The 26382-nt window shown below is 47.9% G+C and carries 20 protein-coding genes and 1 pseudogene; 17 read left to right on the plus strand and 4 right to left on the minus strand.

Annotated elements, in window-relative coordinates; all coding sequences use genetic code 11:
• From PGL02S_RS20865 to PGL02S_RS20880, 4 genes are all read left to right on the plus strand, one after another.
• A partial coding sequence (locus PGL02S_RS20865) for an S-layer homology domain-containing protein (RefSeq protein WP_218029253.1) occupies window positions 1–1463 on the plus strand: 1463 nt, incomplete at its 5' end.
• 748 nt (window positions 1464–2211) lie between these two features.
• Window positions 2212–3132, plus strand: coding sequence for an AAA family ATPase (locus tag PGL02S_RS20870; protein WP_036641168.1), 921 nt, complete (start codon window positions 2212–2214; stop codon window positions 3130–3132).
• Between the two features lie 267 nt (window positions 3133–3399).
• Complete coding sequence (locus PGL02S_RS20875; protein WP_036641169.1) at window positions 3400–3975, plus strand: 50S ribosomal protein L25; 576 nt, start codon at window positions 3400–3402, stop codon at window positions 3973–3975.
• Window positions 3976–4168: 193 nt separating this feature from the next.
• Window positions 4169–4876 (plus strand): DNA alkylation repair protein, encoded by a 708-nt coding sequence (locus PGL02S_RS20880; RefSeq protein WP_036641171.1) that lies wholly within the window; start codon window positions 4169–4171, stop codon window positions 4874–4876.
• 249 nt (window positions 4877–5125) lie between these two features.
• On the opposite strand, the gene PGL02S_RS20890 is transcribed toward PGL02S_RS20880, so the two are convergent.
• Complete coding sequence (locus tag PGL02S_RS20890; protein ID WP_036641173.1) at window positions 5126–5554, minus strand: GNAT family N-acetyltransferase; 429 nt, start codon at window positions 5552–5554, stop codon at window positions 5126–5128.
• Window positions 5555–5900: 346 nt separating this feature from the next.
• On the opposite strand from PGL02S_RS20890, the gene erm reads away from it, so the two are divergent.
• From erm to PGL02S_RS20920, 6 genes are all read left to right on the plus strand, one after another.
• Window positions 5901–6764: a 23S ribosomal RNA methyltransferase Erm gene (gene erm, locus PGL02S_RS20895; RefSeq protein ID WP_036641176.1), complete on the plus strand. Its 864-nt coding sequence runs from the start codon at window positions 5901–5903 to the stop codon at window positions 6762–6764.
• A 126-nt stretch (window positions 6765–6890) separates the two neighbouring features.
• Window positions 6891–7268, plus strand: a complete 378-nt coding sequence (locus PGL02S_RS20900; RefSeq protein ID WP_036641177.1) for a MerR family DNA-binding transcriptional regulator — start codon at window positions 6891–6893, stop codon at window positions 7266–7268.
• Window positions 7265–7585 carry a thioredoxin family protein gene (locus PGL02S_RS20905; RefSeq protein WP_036641178.1) on the plus strand — a complete coding sequence of 107 codons (321 nt, stop codon included), beginning with the start codon at window positions 7265–7267 and terminating at the stop codon, window positions 7583–7585. Before PGL02S_RS20900 ends, PGL02S_RS20905 begins: the two co-directional genes overlap by 4 nt.
• 138 nt (window positions 7586–7723) lie before the next feature.
• Window positions 7724–8401, plus strand: coding sequence for a CPBP family intramembrane glutamic endopeptidase (locus PGL02S_RS20910; RefSeq protein WP_036641179.1), 678 nt, complete (start codon window positions 7724–7726; stop codon window positions 8399–8401).
• A gap of 130 nt (window positions 8402–8531) precedes the next feature.
• Window positions 8532–9434, plus strand: a complete 903-nt coding sequence (locus tag PGL02S_RS20915) for a hypothetical protein (protein ID WP_051449235.1) — start codon at window positions 8532–8534, stop codon at window positions 9432–9434.
• A 77-nt stretch (window positions 9435–9511) separates the two neighbouring features.
• A complete protein-coding gene (locus PGL02S_RS20920) occupies window positions 9512–11431 on the plus strand; it encodes a PAS domain S-box protein (protein WP_036641180.1) in 1920 nt (639 codons plus the stop codon).
• Between the two features lie 163 nt (window positions 11432–11594).
• On the opposite strand, the gene PGL02S_RS20925 is transcribed toward PGL02S_RS20920, so the two are convergent.
• Both PGL02S_RS20925 and PGL02S_RS20930 read right to left on the minus strand, forming a co-directional pair.
• Window positions 11595–13307, minus strand: a complete 1713-nt coding sequence (locus PGL02S_RS20925; protein ID WP_036641182.1) for a cellulase family glycosylhydrolase — start codon at window positions 13305–13307, stop codon at window positions 11595–11597.
• A gap of 425 nt (window positions 13308–13732) precedes the next feature.
• The gene (locus PGL02S_RS20930) at window positions 13733–17218 is read right to left on the minus strand and encodes a copper amine oxidase N-terminal domain-containing protein (protein WP_036641183.1); all 3486 of its coding nucleotides are present in this window, start codon (window positions 17216–17218) and stop codon (window positions 13733–13735) included.
• A gap of 394 nt (window positions 17219–17612) precedes the next feature.
• Here PGL02S_RS20930 and PGL02S_RS20935 point away from each other — a divergent pair, with 394 nt between their 5' ends.
• The 7 genes and pseudogenes from PGL02S_RS20935 (at window position 17613) to PGL02S_RS20965 (ending at window position 24569) form a co-directional block, all read left to right on the plus strand.
• A complete protein-coding gene (locus tag PGL02S_RS20935) occupies window positions 17613–17927 on the plus strand; it encodes an ArsR/SmtB family transcription factor (protein WP_228030130.1) in 315 nt (104 codons plus the stop codon).
• 70 nt (window positions 17928–17997) lie between these two features.
• Window positions 17998–18480: an SRPBCC family protein gene (locus PGL02S_RS20940; protein WP_036641187.1), complete on the plus strand. Its 483-nt coding sequence runs from the start codon at window positions 17998–18000 to the stop codon at window positions 18478–18480.
• 253 nt (window positions 18481–18733) lie between these two features.
• On the plus strand, window positions 18734–19738 hold the full coding sequence (locus tag PGL02S_RS20945) for a C45 family autoproteolytic acyltransferase/hydolase (RefSeq protein WP_036641188.1): 1005 nt from the start codon (window positions 18734–18736) through the stop codon (window positions 19736–19738).
• A gap of 21 nt (window positions 19739–19759) precedes the next feature.
• Window positions 19760–20350: a hypothetical protein gene (locus PGL02S_RS20950; RefSeq protein WP_235187406.1), complete on the plus strand. Its 591-nt coding sequence runs from the start codon at window positions 19760–19762 to the stop codon at window positions 20348–20350.
• 154 nt (window positions 20351–20504) lie between these two features.
• Window positions 20505–20717: pseudogene (locus PGL02S_RS20955) on the plus strand (hypothetical protein); the annotation flags it as partial.
• A gap of 266 nt (window positions 20718–20983) precedes the next feature.
• Complete coding sequence (locus PGL02S_RS20960) at window positions 20984–22717, plus strand: ABC transporter ATP-binding protein (protein ID WP_036641189.1); 1734 nt, start codon at window positions 20984–20986, stop codon at window positions 22715–22717.
• Window positions 22710–24569, plus strand: coding sequence for an ABC transporter ATP-binding protein (locus PGL02S_RS20965; RefSeq protein WP_036641191.1), 1860 nt, complete (start codon window positions 22710–22712; stop codon window positions 24567–24569). Before PGL02S_RS20960 ends, PGL02S_RS20965 begins: the two co-directional genes overlap by 8 nt.
• A gap of 324 nt (window positions 24570–24893) precedes the next feature.
• On the opposite strand, the gene PGL02S_RS20970 is transcribed toward PGL02S_RS20965, so the two are convergent.
• Complete coding sequence (locus tag PGL02S_RS20970) at window positions 24894–26285, minus strand: MFS transporter (RefSeq protein WP_036641192.1); 1392 nt, start codon at window positions 26283–26285, stop codon at window positions 24894–24896.
• Between the last annotated feature and the right edge of the window lie 97 nt (window positions 26286–26382).

A 26382-nucleotide genomic window follows, 5' to 3' on the forward strand; every position in this document is an offset into this window, starting at 1 on the left:
CGACAGGTCTGACGAACGGGACAAGGTATTACTTTGCAATGACGGCGAGCAACGAGTCAGGAGATAGCGGCTACTCCAACGAAGCGAGCGCGACTCCCAGAACGGGCAGCACTTCTCCAAATTCATCCGGTGGCGCTCCTTCAACTACGAACCCGCCGTTCAACCACAACCCAATAAATGTTCCGAAGACGCAAAATAACATTCATGTGACCATCAATGGCCAGAAGCCAGAGGGAATCACGACAGATGCCATCACGACCGACAATGGACTGACCGTGCAGTCGGTTACGATCGATGCAGCAAAACTGTCTGAGGCACTGGCGAAAGATGGAGATAAGCCAGTAATCGTGATTGCCGTGAATTCGAGCGCCGATAAAGTGACCGTGGCGCTGACCGGGGAAGCGGTGGAATCCCTAAAGAACAAGCAAGCTATAATAGAGGTTCACACACCTAACGGAAACTACAAGTTGCCTGCGACGGAACTCGGGATCGATCGTTTTTCGGCACAGCTTGGAGACCCGGTGGTGCTGAAGGACGTCTTGGTGCATGTGGATATTGCGAAGAGCGGGATAGATAAAATAAGACTTTTGGAAAATACGTCAAAAAAAGGCCGATTTACCGTAATGTCTCCGCCCGTTGATTTTGCGATAACGGCCTCGTACAAGGGGAAGACAGTGAACTTAGACAAGTTTACGTCCTATGTAGAGCGTGAAATTCCGTTGCCGGAAGGAGTCGATCCGAACAAGGTCACAACGGCCATTGTGTTAGAAGCAAATGGGAGAGTCCGACATGTACCTACTAATTTAACTTTACGAGATGGGAAGTATTACTCAGTTGCGAGTAGTATGACGAACAGCACGTACTCACTGATTTGGCATCCGATGAGGTTTGCGGATGTGGAGGGACATTGGTCTCAAGCAGCAGTCAATGACATGGCGTCACGGATGGTAGTGAACGGGGTTGATACAACTCATTATCTGCCCAACGCAGCTATCACGCGCGCGGAATTTGCGGCGATTATCGTGCGGGCGCTGGGACTGACAAACAATGGAGTAAAATCTGTGTTCGAGGATGTGAAATCCGGTGACTGGTATGCCGGAGCGGTAGCGACGGCGCAGGAATATGGTATCACCGCGGGGGACGAGGACGGAACATTCCACCCGGCGGAGACGATCACCCGCGAAGAGGCGATGGTCATGATCGCACGGGCCATGAAGCTTGCAGGATTAGACACGAGCCTTAGCGTAGCGGAAGCGGATGCTGCACTCTCGAAGTTCGCGGACCGCGCTTCGGTAGCTATTTGGGCCCAACAAGCGGTCGCAGCTACGGTGAAAATGGGACTTGTGAGCGGATCCGATGCAGGGCTACAGCCGAAAAGCGACATCACGAGAGCGGAAACGGCGGTCATCGTTCAGCGGATGCTGGAGAAGGCTGGACTTATCGATAACAAGCATTCGGAATAGCCATCTTGATGGATCGACACATGTGAATACTACTCAACTGTTGGTCGGGAAATAATAATAGTTGAGTAGTATTGACGCATACAGCAACGGAGCGGAAGATGAGGCGAACTCCCGGATGCTGCGAATTTCGTCCAATTTATTAAGAACATCTTGGACTTGAAAAAGATAAAGAGGGGCCAAGGCCCCTCTTTTTTGTTGCTTGAAAAGATGATATGCACTTTTTATAAAAGACTCTATTGCAGAAATTAACTTAGTTAGTGTTGTTCCTTATAAAGTAATCTCGGGTATCTGTCCGCACCTTTAACTAAAGCCGCTTCTAAATTAGCAGTAAAGTAAGCTAGTGGAACATTAGGTGAAAAATAAGAGCTTTCGGGACAGTAAGAAGCGGCCAAGACGGAAATATTCCGGAGTTTTTCATGCTCCAGTGAAGACGTGCGCCCATAGTTTGAAGGCCTACCGAACTAACACGCATACTCAATATGCTACGCAGCGCCTGAGAGATTCTCATTGAATCGTTGTCTATAAGAAGCTTCCTGGGTTGGCGGGAATGAATTAACGGAAGACGAACAGTGGGCGAAAATTAAACAAGGTCAACGTATTGCTAAGCAATATTGGGTTAAGTAATATTAAACTAAAAGTACTTGTCGACAGTCTTTTTACGTGAATGGAAATCTGTAGATATCACTCGGAGCATGTTCACACTGTATAATCAACACAGAGCAGATTCGATGTATGAAGGAGGAGTGACATGTATCTAGATAAATTCATATTACCCATTGATGAAGAATCCTCGTTGATACAGCAACGAATGGTAGAAAATGGAGGTAAATTTGGATATATCGATAATACTTACCCATGCGGCATTTTCTCGAAAAGTCAGTTCTCCGAATTGAGTTTTTCAAAAATAACTATTTTATATGGAGGAAACGGCTCGGGAAAAAGCACGCTGCTAAACCTTATAGCAAATCGATTGGAACTCAACCGTATTGCACCATTCAATTCAAGTGAAATGTTTGATTTATACGTTGAACATTGTAAATTTGAACTTGGATTTGACGATGAGGGATTTAAATATCGAATTCCAAATGGAAGCAGAATCATCACAAGTGATGATATTTTTGATTATATGCTCACAGTCCGCACAAACAACGAGGAAATCGCAGATAGCACCGAAGATATCAGATTGGAATGGGGAGATCATAACGGAAATCTGAAATACGGCAAAACAGTGAAAATGAATAGCATGGACGATTATGAAGCACTGAGGTTACAGGTGCTTTCAAGAAAAAAATCAGTCTCACGCAGGGAGTTTATTCGCAGAGTCGCCGGCACTGAGGTTAAGCTGAACAGCAACGGCGAGACAGCCCTGAGTTATTTCAATTCCAAATTAAAAAATGACACATTGTATTGCTTGGATGAACCGGAGAACAGTCTGTCTCCTAAAATGCAGCTTGAACTTGTCAAGATGCTAGAGCAAATGGCTCACTATTGCGGATGTCAATTTATCATTGCAACGCACTCCCCGTTTTTACTGGCGATGGAGTTTACCAAAATATATGATTTAGACACGAATCCAGTCGACATCAAGCAATGGTGGGAATTGGAAAACACCAAAGTGTACTTTGATTTTTTCATTAAACATAACAGGCTGTTTCTTGCCGATAAGTAGGAATTTGAACATTTCGATTGTTCCATAGTCTGATGCGTTCGACAATTGCCCTTTTCTATGATATGGTACCAAGTAATTAGGCATTTCGTTCCCTTGGGACGAGGTGCCTTCTCGCGTATTTAAGGCGTTTTACATTAAATGTCTATTTGGAGGTGATGCAATGGTGCTCCCGCTTTCCCTGCTACGGGGGGAGAAATCCGTAGTTCATGATGGACGATTGATGGATGAGTGGACCCAAATCATAATAATCTGAGGAGTGTTGTTGAGATGAGAGTAAATTTACGAGCAGAAACGCGCGCTGTTATGAACAAAACCGGACTGAAGCAGCTTCGCCTATCGGGACTAATCCCGGCGATTGTATTTGGCGCAGGGGAAGATAATATGATGATTCAGCTGTCAGCCAGTGAGTTCGGCAAATGGGCAAGGAACGGCAAGGGAGGGATCCTTGAGCTTTGTTTGGACAATCAGGAGCCAATTCCCGTATTGCTGGAGTCCGTTCAGCGTGATCCCGTAACTCGTGAATACATTCATGTCGACTTTTTACGTATCCATATAAACGAAGTTGTGCGCACGAGAGTTAATCTCGATTACATTGGCACCGCGAAGGGAGCCAAGGCTGGAGGAGTTGTCCAAATCCAAAGCACGTTCATCGAGATTGAATCCTTCCCGGACCATATTCCCGCCACCATTCCAATTGATATCAGTGAACTGGAGATGGGGGGTTCTTTACATGTCGGGGATCTCAAGCTGCCAGGAGGCGTGGTGCCGATCTCCTCGGCCAACGAACTTCTTGTGTCGGTGGTGACACCGAAAGTTCAAACGGAGCAACCGGAGGCTATATAACTTCTACAGCCGGCGATCGTTTCCCGATATTCCAATCGGGGAGCGATTGCCGTTTTTTAATCCAGAACTATTTTCCACCAAGGGGGGACTAGGCTTACCCGTCATTGTTCATGTACACTCAAGTCATGTGAAATGCTGGGTCGCTTATCCGGCAGCCGTATATTAAGCCAATGAAGGAAGTGAGTGTCGAACCATGAATGTAGAATCCGTTATGCTGGAGCTTGAAGGACTCGGCAAGGAACGGCTCAAAAAAATGTACCTGTCCAATGGGGCACATGAACCGCTCTTTGGCGTTGCGACAGGCGCCATGAAGCCGATGGCCAAGACAATCAAAATCAATCAGCCTTTGGCTGAGCAGCTCTACGCCACAGGAAACTACGACGCCATGTACTTTGCCGGCATCATTGCAGACCCTCAAGCGATGACTGCAGCGGATTTTGATCGTTGGATGGATGCAGCTTATTTTTATATGCTGTCCGATTATGTGGTTGCTGTAACGCTGGCAGAGGCAGATATTGCCCAAGACGTTGCGGATCAATGGATCGCAAGCGGCGAAGAGCTGAGAATGTCAGCAGGATGGAGCTGTTACTGCTGGCTGCTCGGCAGCAGACCGGATCGCGAGTTCCCGGAAGGCAAAATCTCGGACATGCTCGAACTGGTGCAAAAAACCATTCACGATTCACCGGACCGAACGAAGTCTGCAATGAATACTTTCATTTACACCGCAGCCATATCTTATTTGCCGCTCCATGATAAGGCGGTGAAGATCGCGGAGGCAATAGGCCCGGTCGAAATCAATCGGGACAAGGGGAAGAGCAAATTCCTCCATGCTTCCGAGAATATTAGAAAAGAAGTTGAGAGAGGGAAACTTGGTTTCAAACGCAAGTATGTAAGGTGTTAACCCCTGTTTTTAAAACGAGCTGCACGCCCGAGGTGCACAGCATCCTTCAGACGTTAAGGAATATCACAAGTCCAAAGGGACCTTGCAATTTCCGATCGATCAGCCGCTGCCTTATGACCTGATATGTCGAATCGTCCAATACCGGGTTCAGCAAAACCTGGAGAAGGCAGCAAGCAAATCGAAAAAAAGAAGAAATCGGCTGAGAGCTGAGAGGGAAGGCAGCGCTTAGCTGTCTTCTTCTTTTTATTTTTAAAGATCCTTTTTCATATAGTAATGCGTATGCCGGCCGGCATTCTCGATCTTGCCGTATATTTCATAACCCTGCTTGATGTAAAAATCCAAGGCTTGAAAGCTCAGCGTGTCCAATTTCACGAATTCGCATTGTTTCTCTCTCGCCATGTTTTCCACCTCGCTTAACAGCTTGGCGCCGTACCCCGATTTACGGAATCGCTCATCCACAAACAGATAGTGGATCTCCAGCCAGTTCCAGCATATTTCCCCAACAATCCCACCCAAGATCTCACCGTCTGCATTCCTTAACAACAAGTTTATTTCCTGGTACCTGCCTTTTAAGTCGTCCGGAAAATGCTTCAGATTAAATTCAATCATTTGGTTTCTTACATAGTTGTTGTCCCCGCTATCCGATTCGATGGTTTCGTTCGTGAAATAGAGTCCCATATCCGTCTCCCCTTCAAGTTCTGCCAGAACACCAATCTGTGTCGATATCGGTATTCAGATTACGTCTTCTTCAACTTACCATATTTATGTCCTGCCTTGGGTGGTAAAGAATCTTTTTAATAGAACGTCCCCGTGAGCTCAATGGATGCCTGTGCTACACTGTGGTTGTTACATTTTATCTGGCAGCAGCAAGGAGGATTCCATTTACATGTGTGGCATTTCATTCATGCGTATTCGCTAATGACGGTACAGACCAGCTAATTCCAGGCATTTTCTCTTGAAAATGTGAAGGATTATTTGTGCTGTACCTTTTTCATTACTATACAAATGAATGAGGTGCTTTTTTGTGTTTAAAAAAAATAAAAATCATCGGGATCCGTTGAAGACATCTTCAAACTTCCCGTCGCAAAATATGATCATCAGCAAACATTTGATTCATGATATGATCGATTTGGCTCGGATTCATCCTCATGAAACCGTTCTTGATATCGGAGCAGGTGCCGGGGCGCTGACTTTTCCGCTGGCAGAGAAAGCGGCCAAGGTGCTTGCTATTGAGATCGATTCGGTACTTATCCATAAATTGTTGGACAAAATGGGAGGAAGGGACAATATTGAGGTCAAGCGGTGCGATTTCCTTGAAACATCGTTGCCCACGAAACCCTTTGTTGTTGTCGCCAATATCCCTTATTCGATCACAACGCCGATCATGGGGAAGCTTCTCCATCCGGCAGTTCCGATGCAGAGAGCCGTAATCCTGGTGGAAAAGGGAGCGGCAAAAGGATTCACATCGCACTCCATTCGAAATCCGCGAATTTTAAACTGGAGGATGCAGTATGAGATCCGGCTCGTTCGGACGGTATCGCCTGATCATTTTGCACCGCCGCCCAAGGTGGATTCAGCCATCCTCTCCATCCGCCGGAGGGAACAGCCGCTTGTTTCCCCGCAGCATCACCAGATGTTCTCGGCGCTGGCAACCTATGGATTACGGGACCCGAAGCTGCCGTTATACGCAGCGCTATCGGAGATATTCACCCCTCCCCAGATAGCCAGGCTGGTCAAGATGCTGAGAGTGGATCGTGAGCTTCCCATGGGTCAGCTCAGCGAGGAGCAGTGGGGAACCATGTTCCACACGATGCTCCAGCATGTGCCGCCGTATCGGCGGCCCCAGCTTCGCAAGGACTCCAGAAGCAAATCCAAGAAAAGAAAATGAAAAATGGACGATGCAATCATCGATTCTAAATAATGGACGATTCGAATGGGCGAAATACGCTTGACCCTCACACTAGTGTCAGGGTTTACAATGGGATTCAATCGTTCATCCAGGAGGCGTGAAAGCATGAAAATCGGAGAACTTGCCGCCCGTACCGGCGTCAGCATTCGTTCGCTTCGTTACTACGAACAGCAAGGGCTGCTTACGCCGGCTCGAAACGAGAACGGATATCGGGAATATTCGGTACTTGCCGAGGATCAGGTGCGAACCATCCAGTTGTATCTGAATCTTGGATTGTCCACTGAGCAGATCGCCGGGTTCCTGCACTGCGTCTTGAAGAACAAAGAGGCGTTTTGTACGGAGGTGTTTCCGATTTTTCGGCAAAAAATCGCAGAGATCGAGGCGCAAATCCACCAGTTGAATCATATCAAGAGAAATCTGGAGGAACGCATGCAATCGATTCTGGACGAACGAAAATCGGAAGAAGCGGAGGAAAACAAATGAGTTTACCACGATTAGAGTCATCAAGCTTTCAAAGCGCGATCAAACCCAACGGAGTCACTCTTGTTGAATTCGGGGCCACATGGTGCCCGCCCTGCAAAGTGCTGCTCCCCATTCTCGAAGAACTGAGTCATGAGGAAGCGGGTCGCCTCGATATCTATCAGGTGGATTGCGACGAATCCCCGGAGCTTGCTGCCCAATTCGGCATCATGTCCATGCCGACGGTGATTGTGTTTCATAACGGAGAACCGGCGGACAAACTAATCGGACTCCGGCCTAAGAGTGTATATCAAGCGGCGCTTGGCCGCTATGTATCATAAGAGAACAGTGGAAAGCCTCTGGGAAAGCCTCTGATCATTGTATCAGAGGCTTTCTTTTTTTTGGCAGAGGGCATTATGCTCCGTACATAGAACTCTTATATAGCGAAAACTGCGATAAGCAGCCGAAGGAGATACGATATGAGATCCAGAAAAAAGATCATTTCCGTCATAGCGATCATGGTGCTGAGCTGCCTGGCCATGAGTTTTGTCGATGCGGTAATCCGTCCGGATTACGCTGTTAAATCCATCATCAAGGTCATGTTGTTTCTGACGCTGCCGATTGGTTATGCCTTAATCACGGGTGGGATACCGTTTCGCAGGCTGTTTACCTTCGAGAGAAAAGGGCTTTCGAGGTCTCTGCTGCTGGGACTCGGCGTATTTGCCTTGATCCTGGGCGGATACTTCTTAATCGGGCCGTTCTTTGATTTTTCCAAGGTAACGGGAGCTCTGCAGAATAACCTCGGGGTAGATGCAGGCAACTTCATCTTCGTAGCTATTTATATATCGATTGTCAATTCGCTGCTGGAGGAGTTCTTTTTCCGGGGTTTTGCTTTTTTCACGCTGAAGGAACAGGTTGGACGCAGGTTTGCTTATCTGTTCAGTGCAGGGGCATTTGCCGTGTATCATATTGCCATGATGACAAGCTGGTTCTCCGTAGAGCTGTTCCTGCTGCTCATTGTCAGTTTGTTTGTGGCGGGACTCCTGTTCAACTGGCTGAATGAGCAAAACGGCAACATATATGCGTCCTGGATGGTCCATATGTTTGCCAATCTGGCGATCAACATCATCGGATTTATGCTGTTTGGGATCATTTAAAATAATAGTTTCATCAGGATTGACCTTCACATGATGTGATCGATTTAAATACGGGTAACTGAATAAAGGGGCTGCTTTATATGCATATTAGCGAGTTGTCGCGCAAAAACGGGATGGAGTGGATACGAATATGAATCAACTGAACTTGAATTACTATGGCAAATACGCTGTTCCTGAAACGGTCAGGGGGCTGTTTGAATTTGAACAGGAACTGCGTGCGGAGGACTTATCACTTGATTTCAATTTGGGCTTGATCATGACACAAGAGGATATCCGCTATATGTCGACCCCGCCCGATGTGATTCCGTTTGCATCTTGCGGAGTAGATGGAATACATTATGGATTCTTAACAGATTTCGGATTGGTTGCTGATTTGGAGCAAGCGTACATCGTATGTGTGTCTCCTATGAATATGGATCAGGAGGTTTGGATTGTAGCAGCTAATATTCACGAATTCTTGCGCGTGGTATATACAGAGAACAGTATACTATACCACTACTTTCCCGAAACTAGCCACTATGCCTCTTATATATTCAACCGGGGAGTAGAGGATGTTCAAGAGAGCGTTGTCCGGGCCAAGCACAAATTGCAGCAGCGATTTGCCCTTGAGCGCATTGCGGATATGTTGGAATACATAGAAGGGTTGGAGCAGAGACGTCAAGCAGAAGTAGTCTATCCGACAAGATACCCGATCGGAATTGTTCAGACCTCATCAGAGCACAAGCACGAGCGGCTGATGATTGATGCGATGAAGGATGGACCAGATCCGGAGGATGTGGAACTTTTCTTCAAGACTGCTACGGTTGAATCCAGACTTGCCTTTATCAGGGACGCTCAATCCAGGCATTTGCTGGAACGTCCGCTATTAAGGGAATGTGTAGTGAAGGGCATGGCAGAAATGGGGCTGACGGATGAGGCTCTCCGATTGAATAGATCCTATGACTATCAAGAAACGATTGTTAAATTGACCAACACGCAGAACACGGCGTCTATTGTATGGTATACCGATGCCGATGATCCTATCGAAGATTAATTCCAACGATAAATCCCTGAAAAGTCCCTATTTTGAACATGCTGATGTATAATAATCGATATCAGGAGGTGCAGAGTATGAGTGATGTCAATATTTTTGGCCATCAAGCTTTGTTTGAACATGTTTATAAAAGTGCCCCAATTGGCATTGCCCTGGTTACGGTAGACGGGCATTGGATCAGCGTAAATCCTGCGGCTTGCAAAATGTTCGGCTACACGGAGGAAGAATTAATGGCACAGCCGGCATCCGATTATGTTTATTCTAATTGCATTAATAATAAAGAAAAGCTGCTCCATTCCCTGGATGATACGTCCTCAACCATAGCGGTTGAGAAACAATTCTCACATAAAGACGGCAATCAGATCTGGGCATCGATGCACGTATCCCTGGTTCGGGATGACAAGGAGAATACCCCTTTATTTTTCATTTCGCAAATCGTTGATATTACCGATAGTAAAGTCGCCGAGCAAAGGCTGCAGGAAAGCATAGAGCGCTATACCTCGCTGAAAAAATATAACCACGATGCGATTATCTCCTTCAACCTGGAAGGAAAGATCATTAACGGAAACCAGATGGCAGAACAGCTGACCGGTTTTAAAATTCCGGAATTAATCGGCACGAAGATCTCGCGTTTAATCGGTGAACGCAATCTTTCCCGGATACTCTCTTCCGCGTCTGATTATGTTGCTGTCGAGAAAGGGATTAACGGTATCCATCACAGGGATGGGCATACGGTTGAAGTGCTGGCCACATTGGCGCCGATCGTCATTCATAACCAAAACGTGGGCTTCTACATCATTGCCAAGGACATGACGGAGCAGAAACGGCTGATCATCGAGAAGGAAGCGGCCGAGAAGACCAACAAGGCGAAGAGCGAGTTCCTCGCCATGATGAGCCATGAAATACGCACACCGATGAACGGCGTCATCGGGATGACGGACTTGATACTGGAGACAGAGCTTGACGAGGAGCAGCGGGATTATGTTCAGATCATCAAGAAAAGCGGGACAACCCTTCTGAACATAATCAATGATATTTTAGATTTTTCAAAAATCGAATCAGGCAGAACCGAGCTGGTGGAAGAAACATTTAGTCTAAGAATCGCTCTGTCCGAAACCATGAACATGATTCTGCCGAAGGCGCTAGAGAAAAATATCGAGGTGACCACTTCCGTAGCCTCCGAAGTACCGGATCAGGTCCATGGGGATGTGACCAAGCTTCGACAGGTATTGATGAACCTGCTTAGCAATGCAATCAAGTTTACACCCAATGGCGCAGTCTCCATCTCGGTTCAGTGCCTCAACCATGAAGGTAATCCGCCCCTTATCCAATTCTCCGTTGTGGATACGGGCATTGGCGTGCCAGAAGAGAAGGTTGCCCATTTATTTGAGCCCTTCTATCAAGTGGATCATTATATGACCCGGAAGGTGGAGGGAACCGGATTGGGTCTGGCTATCTGTAAAAAGCTCGTTAAACTGATGGGCGGGGATATATGGTACGAACGGAATCTTAACGGGTCAGGATCTGTGTTTGCGTTTACGGTTGATTTCTCATTTAAAACAAATGCTAGCGGTGTACAGAACAACGGGACCATCCAAGAGAATCATGTTTCCGGCAATGAACTTAGAATTTTGATCGCAGAGGATAATGAGGTTAATCAGCTGGTCCTTAAGAAAATGCTTGAGAAGCTGGGATACAATTCCACCACGGTCCAGAATGGACTTGAGGCCGTTGAGGCATTTAAACGTCATCCGTATGATATTGTGTTCATGGATATCCAAATGCCGTTCATGGATGGAATGGATGCGGTCAAGGCTATTAAAGAATCCATATCATCCGAAAGAGATCCATATATCGTGGCGGTGACAGCCCATGCGATTAAAGGTGATCGCGAGAGGTATTTAGAAATGGGCATGGATGAGTATGTAAGCAAACCCGTGAGCATGCATATGATATCGGGGATTATCGATAAATTTCTGGCTGAGAAAAAAGTATAGTTGAAGCATGATAAGATGAGAGCTCAAGTGATATCACTTGAGCTTTTGTTCATTCTACTGTTGGATAAAATACAGGAACCATACAGCATGCTGCTGTTCATCCGCCCCTCGGCTAGAAATTTCGCTGGATAGAATGAGGCCGTTGTTATTGGTGATATGTCGTTTATGATACGTTTCCGGTGACGCTGCTGCCGTTTTTCGTGATTTTGTAGGTGATGATCTCCCCGCTCCAGAAATGGAACTTGAGAATGATCTCGCCGTCTCGGACTTCATTGAAGAAGGCCGGCTTCAGTTTGATTTCACCGCTGGCATAGGATGGAGAGAAGGTATACTCAAACTCCTTGAAGGAGGTCCAGTCCTGTGGCCCTGCATTCCCACCCGTGGCATATACGGCCTCCATCGTAGCAAGCTGATCCCCATTGAATGTGGTTGGAATGCTGAAGGAAGCAGTGGAGCCCTGCGTGCTGCGCAGCACAGGTTTATCGTTCTGAATGACCCTGAAGTTCCAATCCGCTCCACGGTTGAACTTGGCCGTCAGTACGGCATTTACGCCGAGCTGGCCCGAAGAGGTCAATCTGGTTAACAGTCCGGATTTAAAAGTGATGGAATTTCCGCTTAAGACGTAGTCCTGTCCGGCTGTTAAGAGCTGTCCGTTCGTGCTGATCTCGGATAACGTGTTGCCGTTAAGGTTCAACGGAATGCTTTTGTCCTGGACAGCCGCTCCTTTTTTCACGAATACAAGATCCGTGTCAGCCGTAGAGGAGCGTCCGCTCCAACCCGCCTTCATCATGTTATAAAGCTCGGGATCGGACCAGGTGAAGGCCGTTCGCTTGAAGTGCTGGCCGTTATCCCATAACATATGTGTGATGTTTTTCTGCTTGAGATAATAGGTCAGATATTCAAAAAACTTCAGTTTTTCCCCCTGCTCAATGACCCCGGTGTTCTGATCGAAGCCAAGCAGTCCATATTCACCCAGGATGACAGGAATACCTCTGGCAATAAAGGTGTTGTACACGTTGTTGAATGTCTGGTCGATGTCGTTTCGGGTATCGGTTTCAAAGCGAGTGTATCCCGCAATATTAACGCTAAACGGCCAGAATCCATAATAATGAACGGTGGCAATGAGATTGGAATCATTCAGTTTGGTCATGGTGTTGTAGAGCTCGTTCATTCTGGTCTGGGTCGGCGAAGCTTCCAGGGTAGACAGCACAAGCGGGCGTACAGCGTTCTGCGCTCCAGAGCTGCGTACAATCCGGTGGAATGAGACATTGAGCTCATCCAGCATCTGAAAGGCCTTGGTTTCGCTGGTGGTACCGCCATCCGAGAAGCGGGGTTCATTGACGCTTTCAAACATCAGTTTGCTGGAATGGTTCTTGAAACGATTGGCGATTTGGGTCCAGACGGCGTTGTACTTGGCTACAACCTCATTGCGGTTGTTCTCCATATGGCTGATCCATAACCATGAATCGTGATGAACATTGATCATGACATACAAATTGGCGTCAAGCGCCCAATCCACAACCTCCTGTACACGATTCATGTAGGAGGCATTGACGGTGTAATTCGGTGCGCTGCCGATTTGGTTATTCCAGGTTACGGGAATTCGGATGCTCTTATAGCCTTGAGCCGCGATTTGATCGATCAGAGCCTTGGTGATGCGCGGATTTCCCCAAGCGGTCTCATCGGACCCGACGGAATCAAGCGAATTACCCAGATTCCAGCCCGGCTGCATAGCATTGACGTAAGCTTGGGGACCGCTGCTCAGCGGGCTGATCTGGTCTGCCTCTGCTGCTGATGTTAAGGATGGAATTAATGAGAACAGCATAGCGGCGATCAGCGTGAAGGACAGTAAAGATTTCTTTGTTAAGTTTATCATTAGCATCTCCTTTGTAATGAAGTGGTCAAGAGCTGTTTGCTGATAAAACTTCATGATGCGCTCATCAGACGGTGGAATTTTCAGCTCCCGCTAGGGGCTTTCAGGGGTTAGACTTCACCTCCTTAAATCGAATCTGGACATACTGTCAATAAAATAAAACGGTTGAGTGCAGCAGAAAAATGAAAACGCTTTCTAATTAATAAATTATCATATTTTACCATTCGGAAGTACCCGACTAATTTATCCGAAAATCATGCAGAAATTAGTTATAGTGATGAGAAGTTCTAGAAAAGAGGGAGGTACGGTGCGAGGAAGAAAAAAGAAGCTGTCCCTCAAGGTCAAGGTTGACCGGGAGGACAGCTTCTTGGGATTTAAGCGCGATGTTTGGCTGGAAGCCAGCCGCTTCGATTACACAAATCGCTTGCTTAAGGAGTTGTTGGAGCAGGAGTTCCTGTCTTTAATATCAAAGTTTTAGATGGTAAAGAGAGCGGTGTAGTGGACTGCGCACTTGAAGCTTTCTTCACATCTTTTGTTGGCACGGAGTAAACATATACGGCGTACTCCGTATCTGCTGTAATATCCTTGCCTGAAACATCCTTGGTTGGGATATCAATGAGAGTCGAGATATCTTTATTGGTTGGCTTGATGGTGGCTTTCGTATCTTCTTTGCCAGCTGCTTCTGCTGCTTTTTGCAGGTTGAAGTCCTTCATCTGTGATTTTTCAACAAACAATACACGATAGGCATCGATACTCGTTTCATTGACAGCTTTTTTGAAATCGACTTGAAGTTTCCCGCTTGCATCCAATTTGGCTGTAAGGGCTGTGGTTTGGATCGGGTTCGGGATTGTAAACATTTCGGACGGGTCGGATAGGGCGTTGCTGGTAGAGACTGTTCCATCGGCAATCACCATGATGTATACACTGTACTTCTGACCAGCTGCAATGACTGCACCGTTGACGTCTTTCGTTGATGCCTCCAAGTTCCTTACATATTGATTCAGGCTGGAATCAACATGAACTACAGTGTAATTTCCGGAAGGTACATTATTTGCTTCAGAATCGCCAAATTTTTTGTTGGTTGGTACCACCATGATTCGGTATTCATTAATACTACCTGTAGCAGGAGAGAATCTAACGACAACATCACTGCCATTCCCGTTGGTGCTTTCAATCCCGGCATACACATTCGAAGGAACCGTTACCGTGGTGCCCGTAAGTTTAATCGGTGCGGATGGTGCTGATAGCGCGTTGTTTCCATTATTGCTTACGGACAAGACGAATACTTGATAATCCACCATATTTTTAATCGGCTGACCGTCAACATCGTTTATTCCAGGTCTCAGAACATTACTGAAATCGGCTCCGATCGGCACACTGTCGTAGTTGTTTATTCCTACGTTGTTAGCTTGAGCTACCTTAAAGTTAGCAGCGTTAGCTTGCTTCACGACCATGATCCGATACTCTCTGATGTTGGTTTCATTTGCAGCCTTCTTAAAGGATACTTTCAGATCGCTTGCATTATTGCTGTCTCCAGCATCAGCTGCTGTAACGTCCGCTACCGCTCCTACTTCCGTCACGCCTTGAATCGTAACCGCTGCAGAGGCAGAGGAGAGAGCGTTGGTATAGTTGGAGTAGCTGTTGCCTAGTGATAAGACGTACACGCGATAGCTGGAGCCTCTTTGAATAGGTTCCCCGTCGGAATCCAGAGTCGTGCTGGCCAAATCCCGAGTGATAGTGCTGCCGGTTTTGTTAGCTATGGTGTAATATCTGTTGGCGTAGGCTTGCGACAATGTCAGGTTCTTGGAGGACTTCACGACAAAAATCCGGTAATGTTCGATGTAGCTTTCTCCATAAGCAGGGCTGAAGGAAACCCTCAGGTCGCTTCCGTTTCCGTTATTGCCGATGACCGTCAAGGACGGCGTAGAAACAGGATTTACATTCTGATTGTTGTTCCCAAGCGTGATGGATGCATAATCGGATAGGGCATTGTTATTGCTCGAATATCCTACGGACAGAACATACACCCGGTAACTGACGCCACTGCGAATCAGATCTCCGTCGATATCACGGCTGCTGGAATTCAGGACTTGCGTCATGTAGCTGTTGCTGCTGCTGTTCTTGCTAATTTGCGTATAATAATAGCTGTTTAAGCTGTTTGCTCTGTACAGATCAAAATAACTATTCGATGATTTTACAACGAATACTTGGTAGTGACTAATATTGGATTGATCAGACGGGCGGTAGAATGAGACCTGCAGGTCACGCCCATCATTGTAGTTGTTCACGTCGGTAACGGACAGGCTGGTAACCGCGCCAACATTATAACTGGAACTTAGAATGATGGAATTCGATGGAGCAGACAGAATGTTGTTATTATTGTTGTTGTTGTCCACAGCCATAACGAATACACGATAATACACGCCGCTGCGAATGGTTGCTCCATCCACGTCTCTGGCACCCGATGCCAGCGTCAAGTTGTTGATGTTATTGCCTGTTTTGTTGACATGGGTATAGTTGTAGCTGGAGATGGAATTGGCTTTGCTTAAGTTGAAGCTGCTGTAATTGCTGTCCTTGACAACAAAAACCCGGTAAGAGTTAATGCTGGACTCGTTGGACACCTTGTTAAAGCTTACACGGAGATCACGGCCGTCACCGAAATCAGCGATATCCGATACCTGTGTAATGTAAGGAACTGTTGCATTACCTGTGCTGAGCGTGATGGAAGCAGAACCAGAAGACAGATTGCTTGCAAGTGCGCTTTCATTGCTGCTGACTGACAGTACAAACACGGTATAAGGCACGCCGCTTCGAATGAGCTCTCCTGAAGTATCACGAGCGGAAGAACTCAATGTCGTTGACAGCGTTGTATTCGTTGAGCTGGTTTTGTTCACCGTTGTGTAGTTTTGACTCGATACGGATTTGGCTGCCGCTACATTGAAGTTAGCTGCATCCTTCGTTTTTACCGTAAATAAGCGATAGTTGGTTACATTGCTTTCGTTCTGAGCGCGAGTGAAGCTGACCTGCAAATCACGGCCATCGCCGTTGTCGCTTATATCGCTTGCTTTCACATTGGTTGCTCCATTAACCGAATTGGTATTGGTCAGCGTCAATGAAGGCGATGCCGAGGAAAGGGCATACGTGCCGCCTGATTTGCCTACTGCCAATACGTAAGCTTTATAAGCCTGGTTATCCCGGATCAGGTCGCCATCAATGTCTCTTGAACTTGATGTGAGGACCTGTGAGCGGTCCGATCCTGCAGGATATACCGTAGTGTAATTTGCTGAAGAAATGCGCGTTGCATCCGCTTGGCTGAACGTTTTGGACTGCTTAACAATCATCACACGATAATGCGAAATCAGGGATTCGGTGGATGATTTGGAGAAGCTGACCTGCAAATCACGTCCATCTCCGGCATTGCCGATGTCTTTTTGAGTTACATAACTCACCGGTACAATGTAGGTATTGTTACCGCCGCCTGAATCATTTGTTGTCGTGACGGTGACCGTTTTCGTTTTGGAATTCCAGCCGATTTTCTGACCGAGGGATTCACTTACGAAACGTACAGGCACCATCGTGTTGCCTTTCAGGTTTTTCGCCGGAACATCCAGCGCTACAGTTTGGTTGTTGATAGTAGCCGTCTTGGAATTAATCTTAAGAATGACGGTAGTGCCATCCTTGACTGCTGTGACGGTTTGCGTTTTTTGATTCCATTTGACCGTTGCGTCCAGTGCTTCGAAGATGGATCTCATCGGAAGCATGACCCGTCCTTGAATCATAACAGGCGCTTGAGGCGTATACAGCTTGACGCCGTCAATCAAGACGCTAATGTTCACTGCCGCCTGTGCCTGTGTTTGGAATGTCATGGGGATTAACAGTATAGCTGCTAGCAAGGCAGTCCATATTCTTTTCACACACTCAACCTCCTGAATTTTGCTTGTTATTATTTTCCTCTACAATATGACGCATTCGCTCAGAATAAAGTTTCAACTATTACATCGGCAATTAAAAATTATTTTTTAGGAGCAGATCACAAATAAAGGAAACCGCTACTCTCGATCCATAGGCGATCCATATGGTGCAGCAGGGTCTGCCTCGCATCAGATTGACCTTGTTACCGCAAGGAAGCCCGGTGTCTTTCCATTGCTTAGATCGAACCGAGACGAATGCCATTCAGCATTTCAGGCTTAATAGCCCTAGTTCGATACATTTCGTTGCCAATGAGAAGCTGCTGAATCCGTTCAACAATGTAAATTCACATTATATATCTTTACAGAAATATAACTATAAAGTAATATATTGAATATGATGAACGATAATCTTTTTGAAATATTAGCGGAACCCAATCGCAGGACCATTCTTGATTATTTGCGTGTAAAAGAGTGCACAGTGGGAGAGATTGTAGATCTAATGCCGCTCAGTCAACCGGGCGTGTCGAAACATCTGCGGATTTTGCGTGAAGCGGGGCTTGTGTCTCTTCGTAAAGAAGCCCAAACCCATGTATACAGTCTGAATGCCAGACCGCTGGAGGAAATTCATGACTGGCTGGAGCCTTACCGGAAGTTTTGGTCGAACAAGCTGGATGACTTGGAGAGAATCCTTGATCAGGATGAATCTTCTTAACAGTCCCAACGAATCTTAAGTTTGATGAAGCGATTTTGTTCAAAATGGGCATTTTTGAGGAGGGTAAACAATGTTAGCCGTTGTACAGCAAGACGAGTATGGAACGAGTGTCCGGTTTGAACGCCGATTGAAGCACTCAGTGGAAAAGGTGTGGTCATATCTGACCGATAACGAGAAGCTATCCCAATGGTTCTCCGAACTGAAGGTGGAGGATCTGCGCATGGGCGGAAGAATGACCTTTGATATGCAGGACGGGAATTTCGAAGAAATGGCAATAACGGACTATCGGGAGCTGTCGGTGCTGGAATACACTTGGGGAGAGGATCGGGTACGCTTTGAACTGTATCCTGAAGCCGAAGGCTGTCGCCTAGTGCTCATCGAGAAAATAACCAAGATCACAGATCATACACCGAAGGATATTGCAGGCTGGGATGTATGCCTTGACGTCATTGAAGCGCTGCTTGAGGGAAGAACGATAGAGTCCCGCAAAGATGTATGGTCCGCGAAGTATGAACAATACGTTCAGCAGTTCGAAGCATTGCCCCGTCAATAAGATGAAATTGCTCCTCCCAAGTATGTTGACATGCTTAGGCAGGAGCTTTTTTTATAGATATAGGCTTGATAAGTTATCAGCGGTGCTGATGAAATTCGACATTGCAAGAAAACCTGCCTACGAATCGTGGTCGCTCATCTTGGGATTGGCGTCGCACAGAGGTTTTTTATTGGAAGAAGGGTGAATTACATCTATAATCGGTAAGGGATATATTTTTTATGGCAGATAGTAAACCTGGGTGGAGGGGTTCAACATGACGGATTATACCGTTCATATCATTCAGCTTCGAGGCGACAACTACCATAACGGACTTAAGCTGGGTCGCAGCCTGCAGAATCATTCGATATTACAAGCCTTTGGAGCGGCGACCAAACCGGAGATCGATGCGGAACAGATGAAGGCCATTTATAACGAGTTTGCCCCGCAGCTTGTAGCCGAGTTGGAGGGATTGGCAGAAGGGCTCAGATTATCGTTCAAAAAGACTGCAGCTCTTCTCGGCGGATATGATGTTCCGAAGATCGATGCCATGGGCTGTTCGGCCATGATCGCTCCAGCATATTACATAAGAAACTACGACTTCACGCCTGCGTTTTACGATGGTTATTTTACTATGGCCCAATCGGGGCAAGGACTGGCGACCGCAGGCTATAATCTGCAGGCGATAGGGCGGCATGACGGTATAAATGAAAAAGGACTTGCGGCCGGACTTCATTTTGTCAGCTTTGAAGGATACCGGACGGGATTGTCTTCGTGGATCAGTGTTCGAATGATATTGGAGTCATGCGCTACAGTAGAAGAAGCAGCTTACATGCTGCGCCATATTCCCCATGCGGCCTGTTATAACTTTTCTCTGGGCGATGCGCGAGGAAATTCGGCGGTGGTTGAGGCAAGTCCGGATGAAGTCGTTACCCGAGCGGGCGATGAAGTTCTTGCCTGTGTCAACCATTATGAAGCATTGGCGGGCAAAAACAGGCCTTCCATTGAGCATTCCCTTCGTCGTAAATCTTACATCGAAAGCTTGGGCGCCCAGCGCCTGACCCATGCGGAAGCATTTGGTCTGTTTAAGGACCGTCAATCCCCGTTGTTTTATACAGATTACGACAATTTGTTCGGGACGCTGCATACCTTCTCTTATTCCTTTCAAGAAGAAAGAGTGATGACCTCGCTTGCACAAGGGGAAGTGCTCGATTTTTCATTCAGGGAGTGGGCTGAGGGCAAGGATATTCCGGAAGTGATGATGACAGGGTTCATCGATTGATTCAATGAGGAGGTGTGTGTGGTGATTAAAGCTCGGGCAGCGGGAATATCGGTGGGGGTATTAGCGTTAATGTTATGTATTTTCTTGTCTGGCGCTGATCAAGCGGATGAGGAAATTACGCTCCATAACGAGATAAACACTCCCTATTATTATCGGATGCTCTTGTCTTATGCCCCGGACCAACAAACGGTGGAAAGGCAATACGGCAAGCCTGATATCATAAGAAAAGAGCAGGATTACACCTACGAGATTCGCAAAATGCCGGATGGCAGCGAGCTGATCACTTTTTATACTTCCAACAGCGGTCATCTCATGGATCAGTGGCGTCTTAGCCGCCTCCCGGAACGAAGCGAGTTTGAGGCCTTGATCCCAGAGGTAACGCTTGCTCAGGATATCAAGCAGATCGATCCTTATTTTCAGCTGATAGCTGATCAAACACATGAAACAGGAACAAGCGAGCATCGACTCCGGGATTCCGGGTTAGCTACGATTAAATATAGGCACGCGGATGGCAGATGGATCATGGATTCGATCCAGTACATGGATCAGGATCCGTCGGGTTTTGTTTCCAAGCTGAGGGCGGAAGACCGGGCAGAATTTTGGAGCTCATAGTAAACCGTATGTTTTTTATAGATAATTTGTGAGGAAGCAATTCCCTTCCAAGTGAAGGAGATTGCTTTTTGTGCTGCTAGTTTCCTCTGAATGTTAGAACATTCTGTGACGCTGCCACACTCAGGCCGCCCTCTGCGTTTTCTTTGGCGGATTTGTTATAGCAGGCAATTTGGCCGGAGTGCTCCTGCACCGGTTCGTGCTGCAAACGGCGGAAGTGGATGCCATGATGTTCAGTCCGAGCATCCATGGTATCAGATATGGCTATGCGGCGCTGCTGACGCTGCTGTTCTCGGGAATTGTCATGGTCTCCATGCATTACAAATTGAAACGGATTGATATGATTGAAGCGCTGAAGTCCGTGGAATAGCTATACGCTTTGCAAGAGAGCCGATTCGACAGGTGATGATCCTGAAGGACAGGTTCTCTTTTTTGATGCAGGGATAAAGGGTCTTGTCCGTACAACAGCAGTATCTTCGGCCAGTATATCTCGTTATATTTTTTAATCTGCCGATAAGTTCTAGCAGAAAATATATTATAATAGACATATCCATGCTATTGAACGAACTAATATTGCTACTACATGAAGACCACTTTCAGAACATAATCTAGGTCTTCTGCCTCGGAGGAATGCATATGGGAATTGTCTTCTCGACCTTGAAAAAGTACCGCGTAGCCGCGATTGCGGCACTGGTGATGATGCTGATTGAGCTCACCGCTGAGCTGATTCAGCCGCTGCTTATTTCCAAAATCATAGATGACGGCATTCAGAAGCAGGACATGTCGGTTGTATGGATGTGGGGAGCTGTTTTAACTGGAAGCGCTGTTATCGCCTTTATAGCCGGAATTTCGAGCTCCTTCTTCGCGGCGCATACGAGCCAGGGGCTCGGCTATGATCTTCGCGACCAACTGTATGAGAAGGTGCAGTCCTTCTCCTATTCGATATTTAACCGATTTGCCACATCGTCGCTGATTACAAGGCTGACGGGCGATGTCACCCAGATTCAGGATACGGTGTTCATGGGCCTGCGTTTCATGACGCGCGTTCCGTTAGTTGTGCTTGGCAGCATCGTTATGGCGCTGGTGGTGAACGTGAAGCTGGGCTTATTGCTGGTGCTAACCGTGCCTGTACTGTTTATATTTATCGCCTGGATTATGAAGCGGGCAGCCGATGCATTCCGGCGTGTCCAGCAGCGGCTGGATGCGGTGAACGGCGTTATACAGGAGAACCTGACCGGGATTCGGTTGATTCGTGTTTTCGTGCGCATGGGCCATGAGATTGAACGGTTTGGTCGTACTTCTGGCAAGCTGATGAGTTCTACCATATCGACCTTGCGATTGACGGAGACCACGATGCCCTTTATTCTCCTGATCATGAATGCCGGGATTATGGCGGTTCTGTGGTTCGGCCGTAAAGACATCGCGACTGGCAGTGCCAGCGTTGGCGAGGTTGTAGCCGTCGTCAACTATTCCCTGCGCTGTATCGGTGCCATGTCAGCCCTCTCCTGGGTTGTTGTTGCGTTCTCCCGTGGACGGGCTTCCGCCCAGCGTGCACAGGAGGTGCTGAAGACCGAGGACGATGCAGCAACCGGAGTCTATAAGAACCATGATAATAAGGTTGAAATTGAAGGCGGAGTGAAATTCGAGCAAGTTAGTTTCAGCTATCCGGGCAGTGATATTGATGTGCTGACGGATATCTCTTTTGTGGCCAGACCCGGTGAGCGAATCGCTATTATGGGGGCTACCGGTTCAGGCAAATCCTCGCTGGTTCAGCTCATTCCGCGGCTGTACGAGGAGGATAAGGGGAACGTGCGGATAGACGGAAAGGATGCAGGGGAGATCGACCCGATGCATCTGCGCAGCAGCATTGGCTATGTTCCGCAGGAGGTGCTGCTCTTCTCCGGCACGGTTCGGGAGAACATTGCCTGGGGACGGGAGGATGCTTCCATGGACGAAATCAAGGAAGCGGCACGCAGAGCGCAGATCCACGATACGATAGAACATCTGCCTAACGGTTACGACACGATGCTTGGACAGCGCGGCGTTAACTTATCCGGAGGGCAGAAGCAGCGCTTGTCGATTGCGCGGGCGCTCGTACGGAAGCCTTCCATCCTCATCCTGGATGACAGCACAAGCGCACTTGACGTTCGCACGGAAGGTGCTTTGCTGGATGCTCTGAAGGATTTGTCCTGCACGACATTTTTGATCACACAGAAGATCAGCTCAACCACCTCGGCAGATTTGATTCTGCTGCTGGATGACGGGCGATTGATCGGAAAAGGGAATCATGACTCCTTGATGGAGAGCTCCTCCCTGTATCGACGCATCTATGAATCCCAATACGGAGAGGGGGTGCAGCAGCATGCTTAAGGCATTCACTGAACCATTTCGTCATCCAAGGCCAAAGATCGATCTTGGCAAAAGCAAGGATAGCGGTTCGGGCCGCAAGCCCAAGGCAAAAGCCAAGAATTGGTCGGGCACCCTTTCCAGAATATGGGTTTATCTCGCCCGCCGCAAAGGAAAGCTTGCACTTGTGCTGCTGATGGTGATGTTCAGCTCCGGGCTTGCGTTGCTCGGCCCTTATCTGCTCGGGGTCGGGGTAGATCGGTTCCTGAATGATATCAAAGACCCGGGCGGCTTGGTGGACTCGGGCTGGATGTATTTTCTTATCGGATTGGCTGTTGTGTACGTCCTTCAGGCTTTAACCACCTGGCTGCACAACATCTGGATGATCGGCATAGCCCAAGAGACGGTATACCGGATGCGAATGGATCTGTTTACGCATCTGCACCGGCTGCCGATTCCGTTCTATGGAAAGCGCCAACAGGGCGAGATTATGAGTCGTCTGACCAATGATATTGAGAACGTCAGTTCAACACTGAACAGTTCGGCCATTCAAATATTCTCGAGTGTGCTGACCTTAATCGGTACGTTAACCGTTATGCTGTGGCTCAGTCCGCTCCTTACACTGCTGACATTTCTGGTGGTTCCCCTGATGATGCTGGGGATGCGCTGGATCACTCGGCGAACCGGTCCCTTATTCAAAGAGCGTCAACGCAATCTGGGGGATCTGAACGGCTATATTGAAGAAACGCTGTCGGGACAGCGGATTATTAAGGCTTTCTCCCAGGAGGAGCGGGTTATCCGTGAATTCGATGAGCGCAATCAACGGATTCGTCTATCGGGCTTCTGGGCACAGAGCATCTCGGGTTTTATTCCGAAGCTGATGAACGGGCTGAACAACCTGAGTTTTGCGATCGTAGCGGGGATTGGCGGCATTATGGCGATTCAGGGGCATATCACGATCGGTGTCATCATCATATTTGAGAGTTACGCGCGACAGTTTACCAGACCGCTGAACGATCTGGCGAACCAGTGGAACACGCTGCTGTCTGCCATCGCGGGGGCGGAACGTGTATTCGAGGTGCTGGATGAAGAGGTTGAAGCGAAGGATGAAGGGGCCGCCGTCGCACTGAAGAGTGTAGAGGGAGCGGTGACATTCAACAATGTATCTTTTTCCTATGAAAAAGACGGGGATACGCTGGATGGAATCAGCTTTGAGGCGAAGCCCGGCGAGATGATTGCGCTGGTCGGTCCGACGGGTGCAGGGAAGACAACGTTAATTCAGCTGCTCTCCCGGTTCTACGACCCGAACAGCGGGACCATTACCTTGGATGGACGGGACATTTCCTCCATCCGCAGGGAAAGCCTGCGAGCACAGATGGCTTTTGTGCTGCAGGATTCCTTCCTGTTCCAAGGCACCATCCGTGAGAATATCCGCTTCGGACGGCTTGATGCGACCGATGAAGAGGTCGAGGCAGCTGCGAAACTGGCCAATGCCCATTCGTTTATCGTGCGGATGAAGGACGGTTATGACAAGATGCTCAAGCCTGACGGCAGCGGCATCAGCCAAGGCCAGAAGCAGCTGCTTGCGATTGCCAGAGCGATTCTCGCCAATCCCTCCATGCTGGTACTGGATGAAGCGACAAGCAGCATCGATACCGTAACGGAGATCAAAATCCAGGAAGGGCTGCAGCGGCTGATGAAGGGACGGACGAGCTTTGTGATCGCCCACCGTCTCAATACCATTCGCTCGGCGGACCGTATTCTGGTGCTGAAGGATGGACGTCTTCTGGAGCAGGGCTCCCACGATGAGCTGCTGAAGCAGGGCGGATTCTATAGCGACCTGTATTACGGCCAGCTGAAACGAGCGGCTATGTAATATTGCACCAGGAGGAGTGCACCTCCAGCGTCCAGCACCACTTGCTGTGGCGGTTGCCGCAATGAGGTTACCCGTCAGGCATAGACTATGGTTGTCTGTTGAGGGCATATCATCTCAGATTGGAATATGCATTAACATAGAATCAAAACCACCGGAGAGGTTTGAAACCAAGCGTTGCTCCGGTGGTTTTTCTATTGACCTGGTTGAATTTCGATGCTGTATTACCTTTAGCCGGGCCTCATGTCATGTCATGCCGTGCCGTGCCGAGTAAACAATATGCAGGCAAACATAACTTTTACACTAACCGTATCTGTTGTGTTCTCCTTACTTAGAGCCTGTTGTTTGAACCTGCAGCTCACGCTGCCCTGCTCTGCCAAATTGCAGCATAAATAGCAGGAGAACTGCAGCTTGTAAGGCAAACAGGACGATATAGATGTTGCTGTAGGTGGAGGCTCCCTGGAACAGATTTAGCGGATTCCAGGAACTTCCGGCGCTAAAATCGACGGCTTTGCCGTATACCCCAGTGGCGATTGCGCCGGACAGGAAGTTGAGCAGAGAGAACAATCCCATACCGACACCGGTTTGTTCTTTGGGCAGCGACAAGGAAATCGTCTTGGAGAGCGAGATTTGCATAAACATTTGCCCCACATTGCCGAAGATCAGAAACAGCGCAATGAGGAATGGCGATATGCCCGCGAAGGTGGACAACAGGGCGAAACAGACCAGAAGCAGGGTGGACGCTATATAGAATAGATAACGTGTTCCCTTGGTATCCGCCAGCTTGCCGCCTCTTCCGCCAAGCATGGCCGTGACGATGGCTCCCGGCACCATGACAAATCCGATCCAACCCGGAGCCAAACCGTTCATATTCGCCAACAGCTGTGGAGTTAGAAAGGGCAGGGCGTAACCGACACTCACGATGAATATGGCGAGCACTAGTCCGACTGAGTAGCTTTTGTTGCTGAATAAACGGGGCTGAACAAAAGGCTCTTTAGCCGATCGAATGCGCAGGAGGAATAACAGGAACAGCATGAAGCTGCCTAAGCCATATATCCAGCTTCCCAGTGTCACCGCAAGGAGCAGCAGCGCAACCGTCCCTGCCAGAAGACCGCCGCCGAGCCAATCGATCCGTCCGCCCTGGCCTTGTTCATTGCCCAAATATTTGCGGTACAAGGGCAAGGTGACGAGGATCAACACCGGGATGCAGAAGAGCCATCTCCAGTGGAACACACTGACGATCAAAGCCGAGACCACCGGCCCAATTGCGCTTCCGATCGCGAGTCCGGTAGCGGTTATGCCAAGCGCGCGGCCCCGGCTTTCTGCCGGGAAGTAACGGACGGGTATGATCATGGCTGTTGCCGGAATGACGGCTGCCCCCGCAGCCTGAAGGATCCGGCCCAGCAGGACCATCCAGTAGGCTTGTGCCGATAACCCTGTAAGGGAACCGACAAAGAAGAGGAGCAAACCGAGGGTGAGCAGATTTTTGAGTTTATAGGTGTCAGCCAATTTTCCGTATATGACAGAGCCTATGGCATATATCAGCATGTAAATCGAAGATACCCAACTGACCTGGGCAAAGGAAAGCTGGAATTGCTTGCTGATTTCCGGAAGTACGATATTAAACATCGTTGCGCTCATCGAGGAGAGAATCATCGTAAAGGCCAGAATGCGGATTAATTTTTCAGCCGATGGTGGTTGTTGCGGATGTTCGTTCATGTTATTTCCCCCTTTCCTTTGGTTACGATTTATTCTACAATCGATAGTTAATAAATAAAAATATATATTATGACATGCATTCATATACTTTAGGTTA

It is taken from the genome of Paenibacillus glucanolyticus NBRC 15330 (assembly GCF_004000885.1).
In the GTDB taxonomy this organism is placed as follows: domain Bacteria; phylum Bacillota; class Bacilli; order Paenibacillales; family Paenibacillaceae; genus Paenibacillus_AQ; species Paenibacillus_AQ glucanolyticus.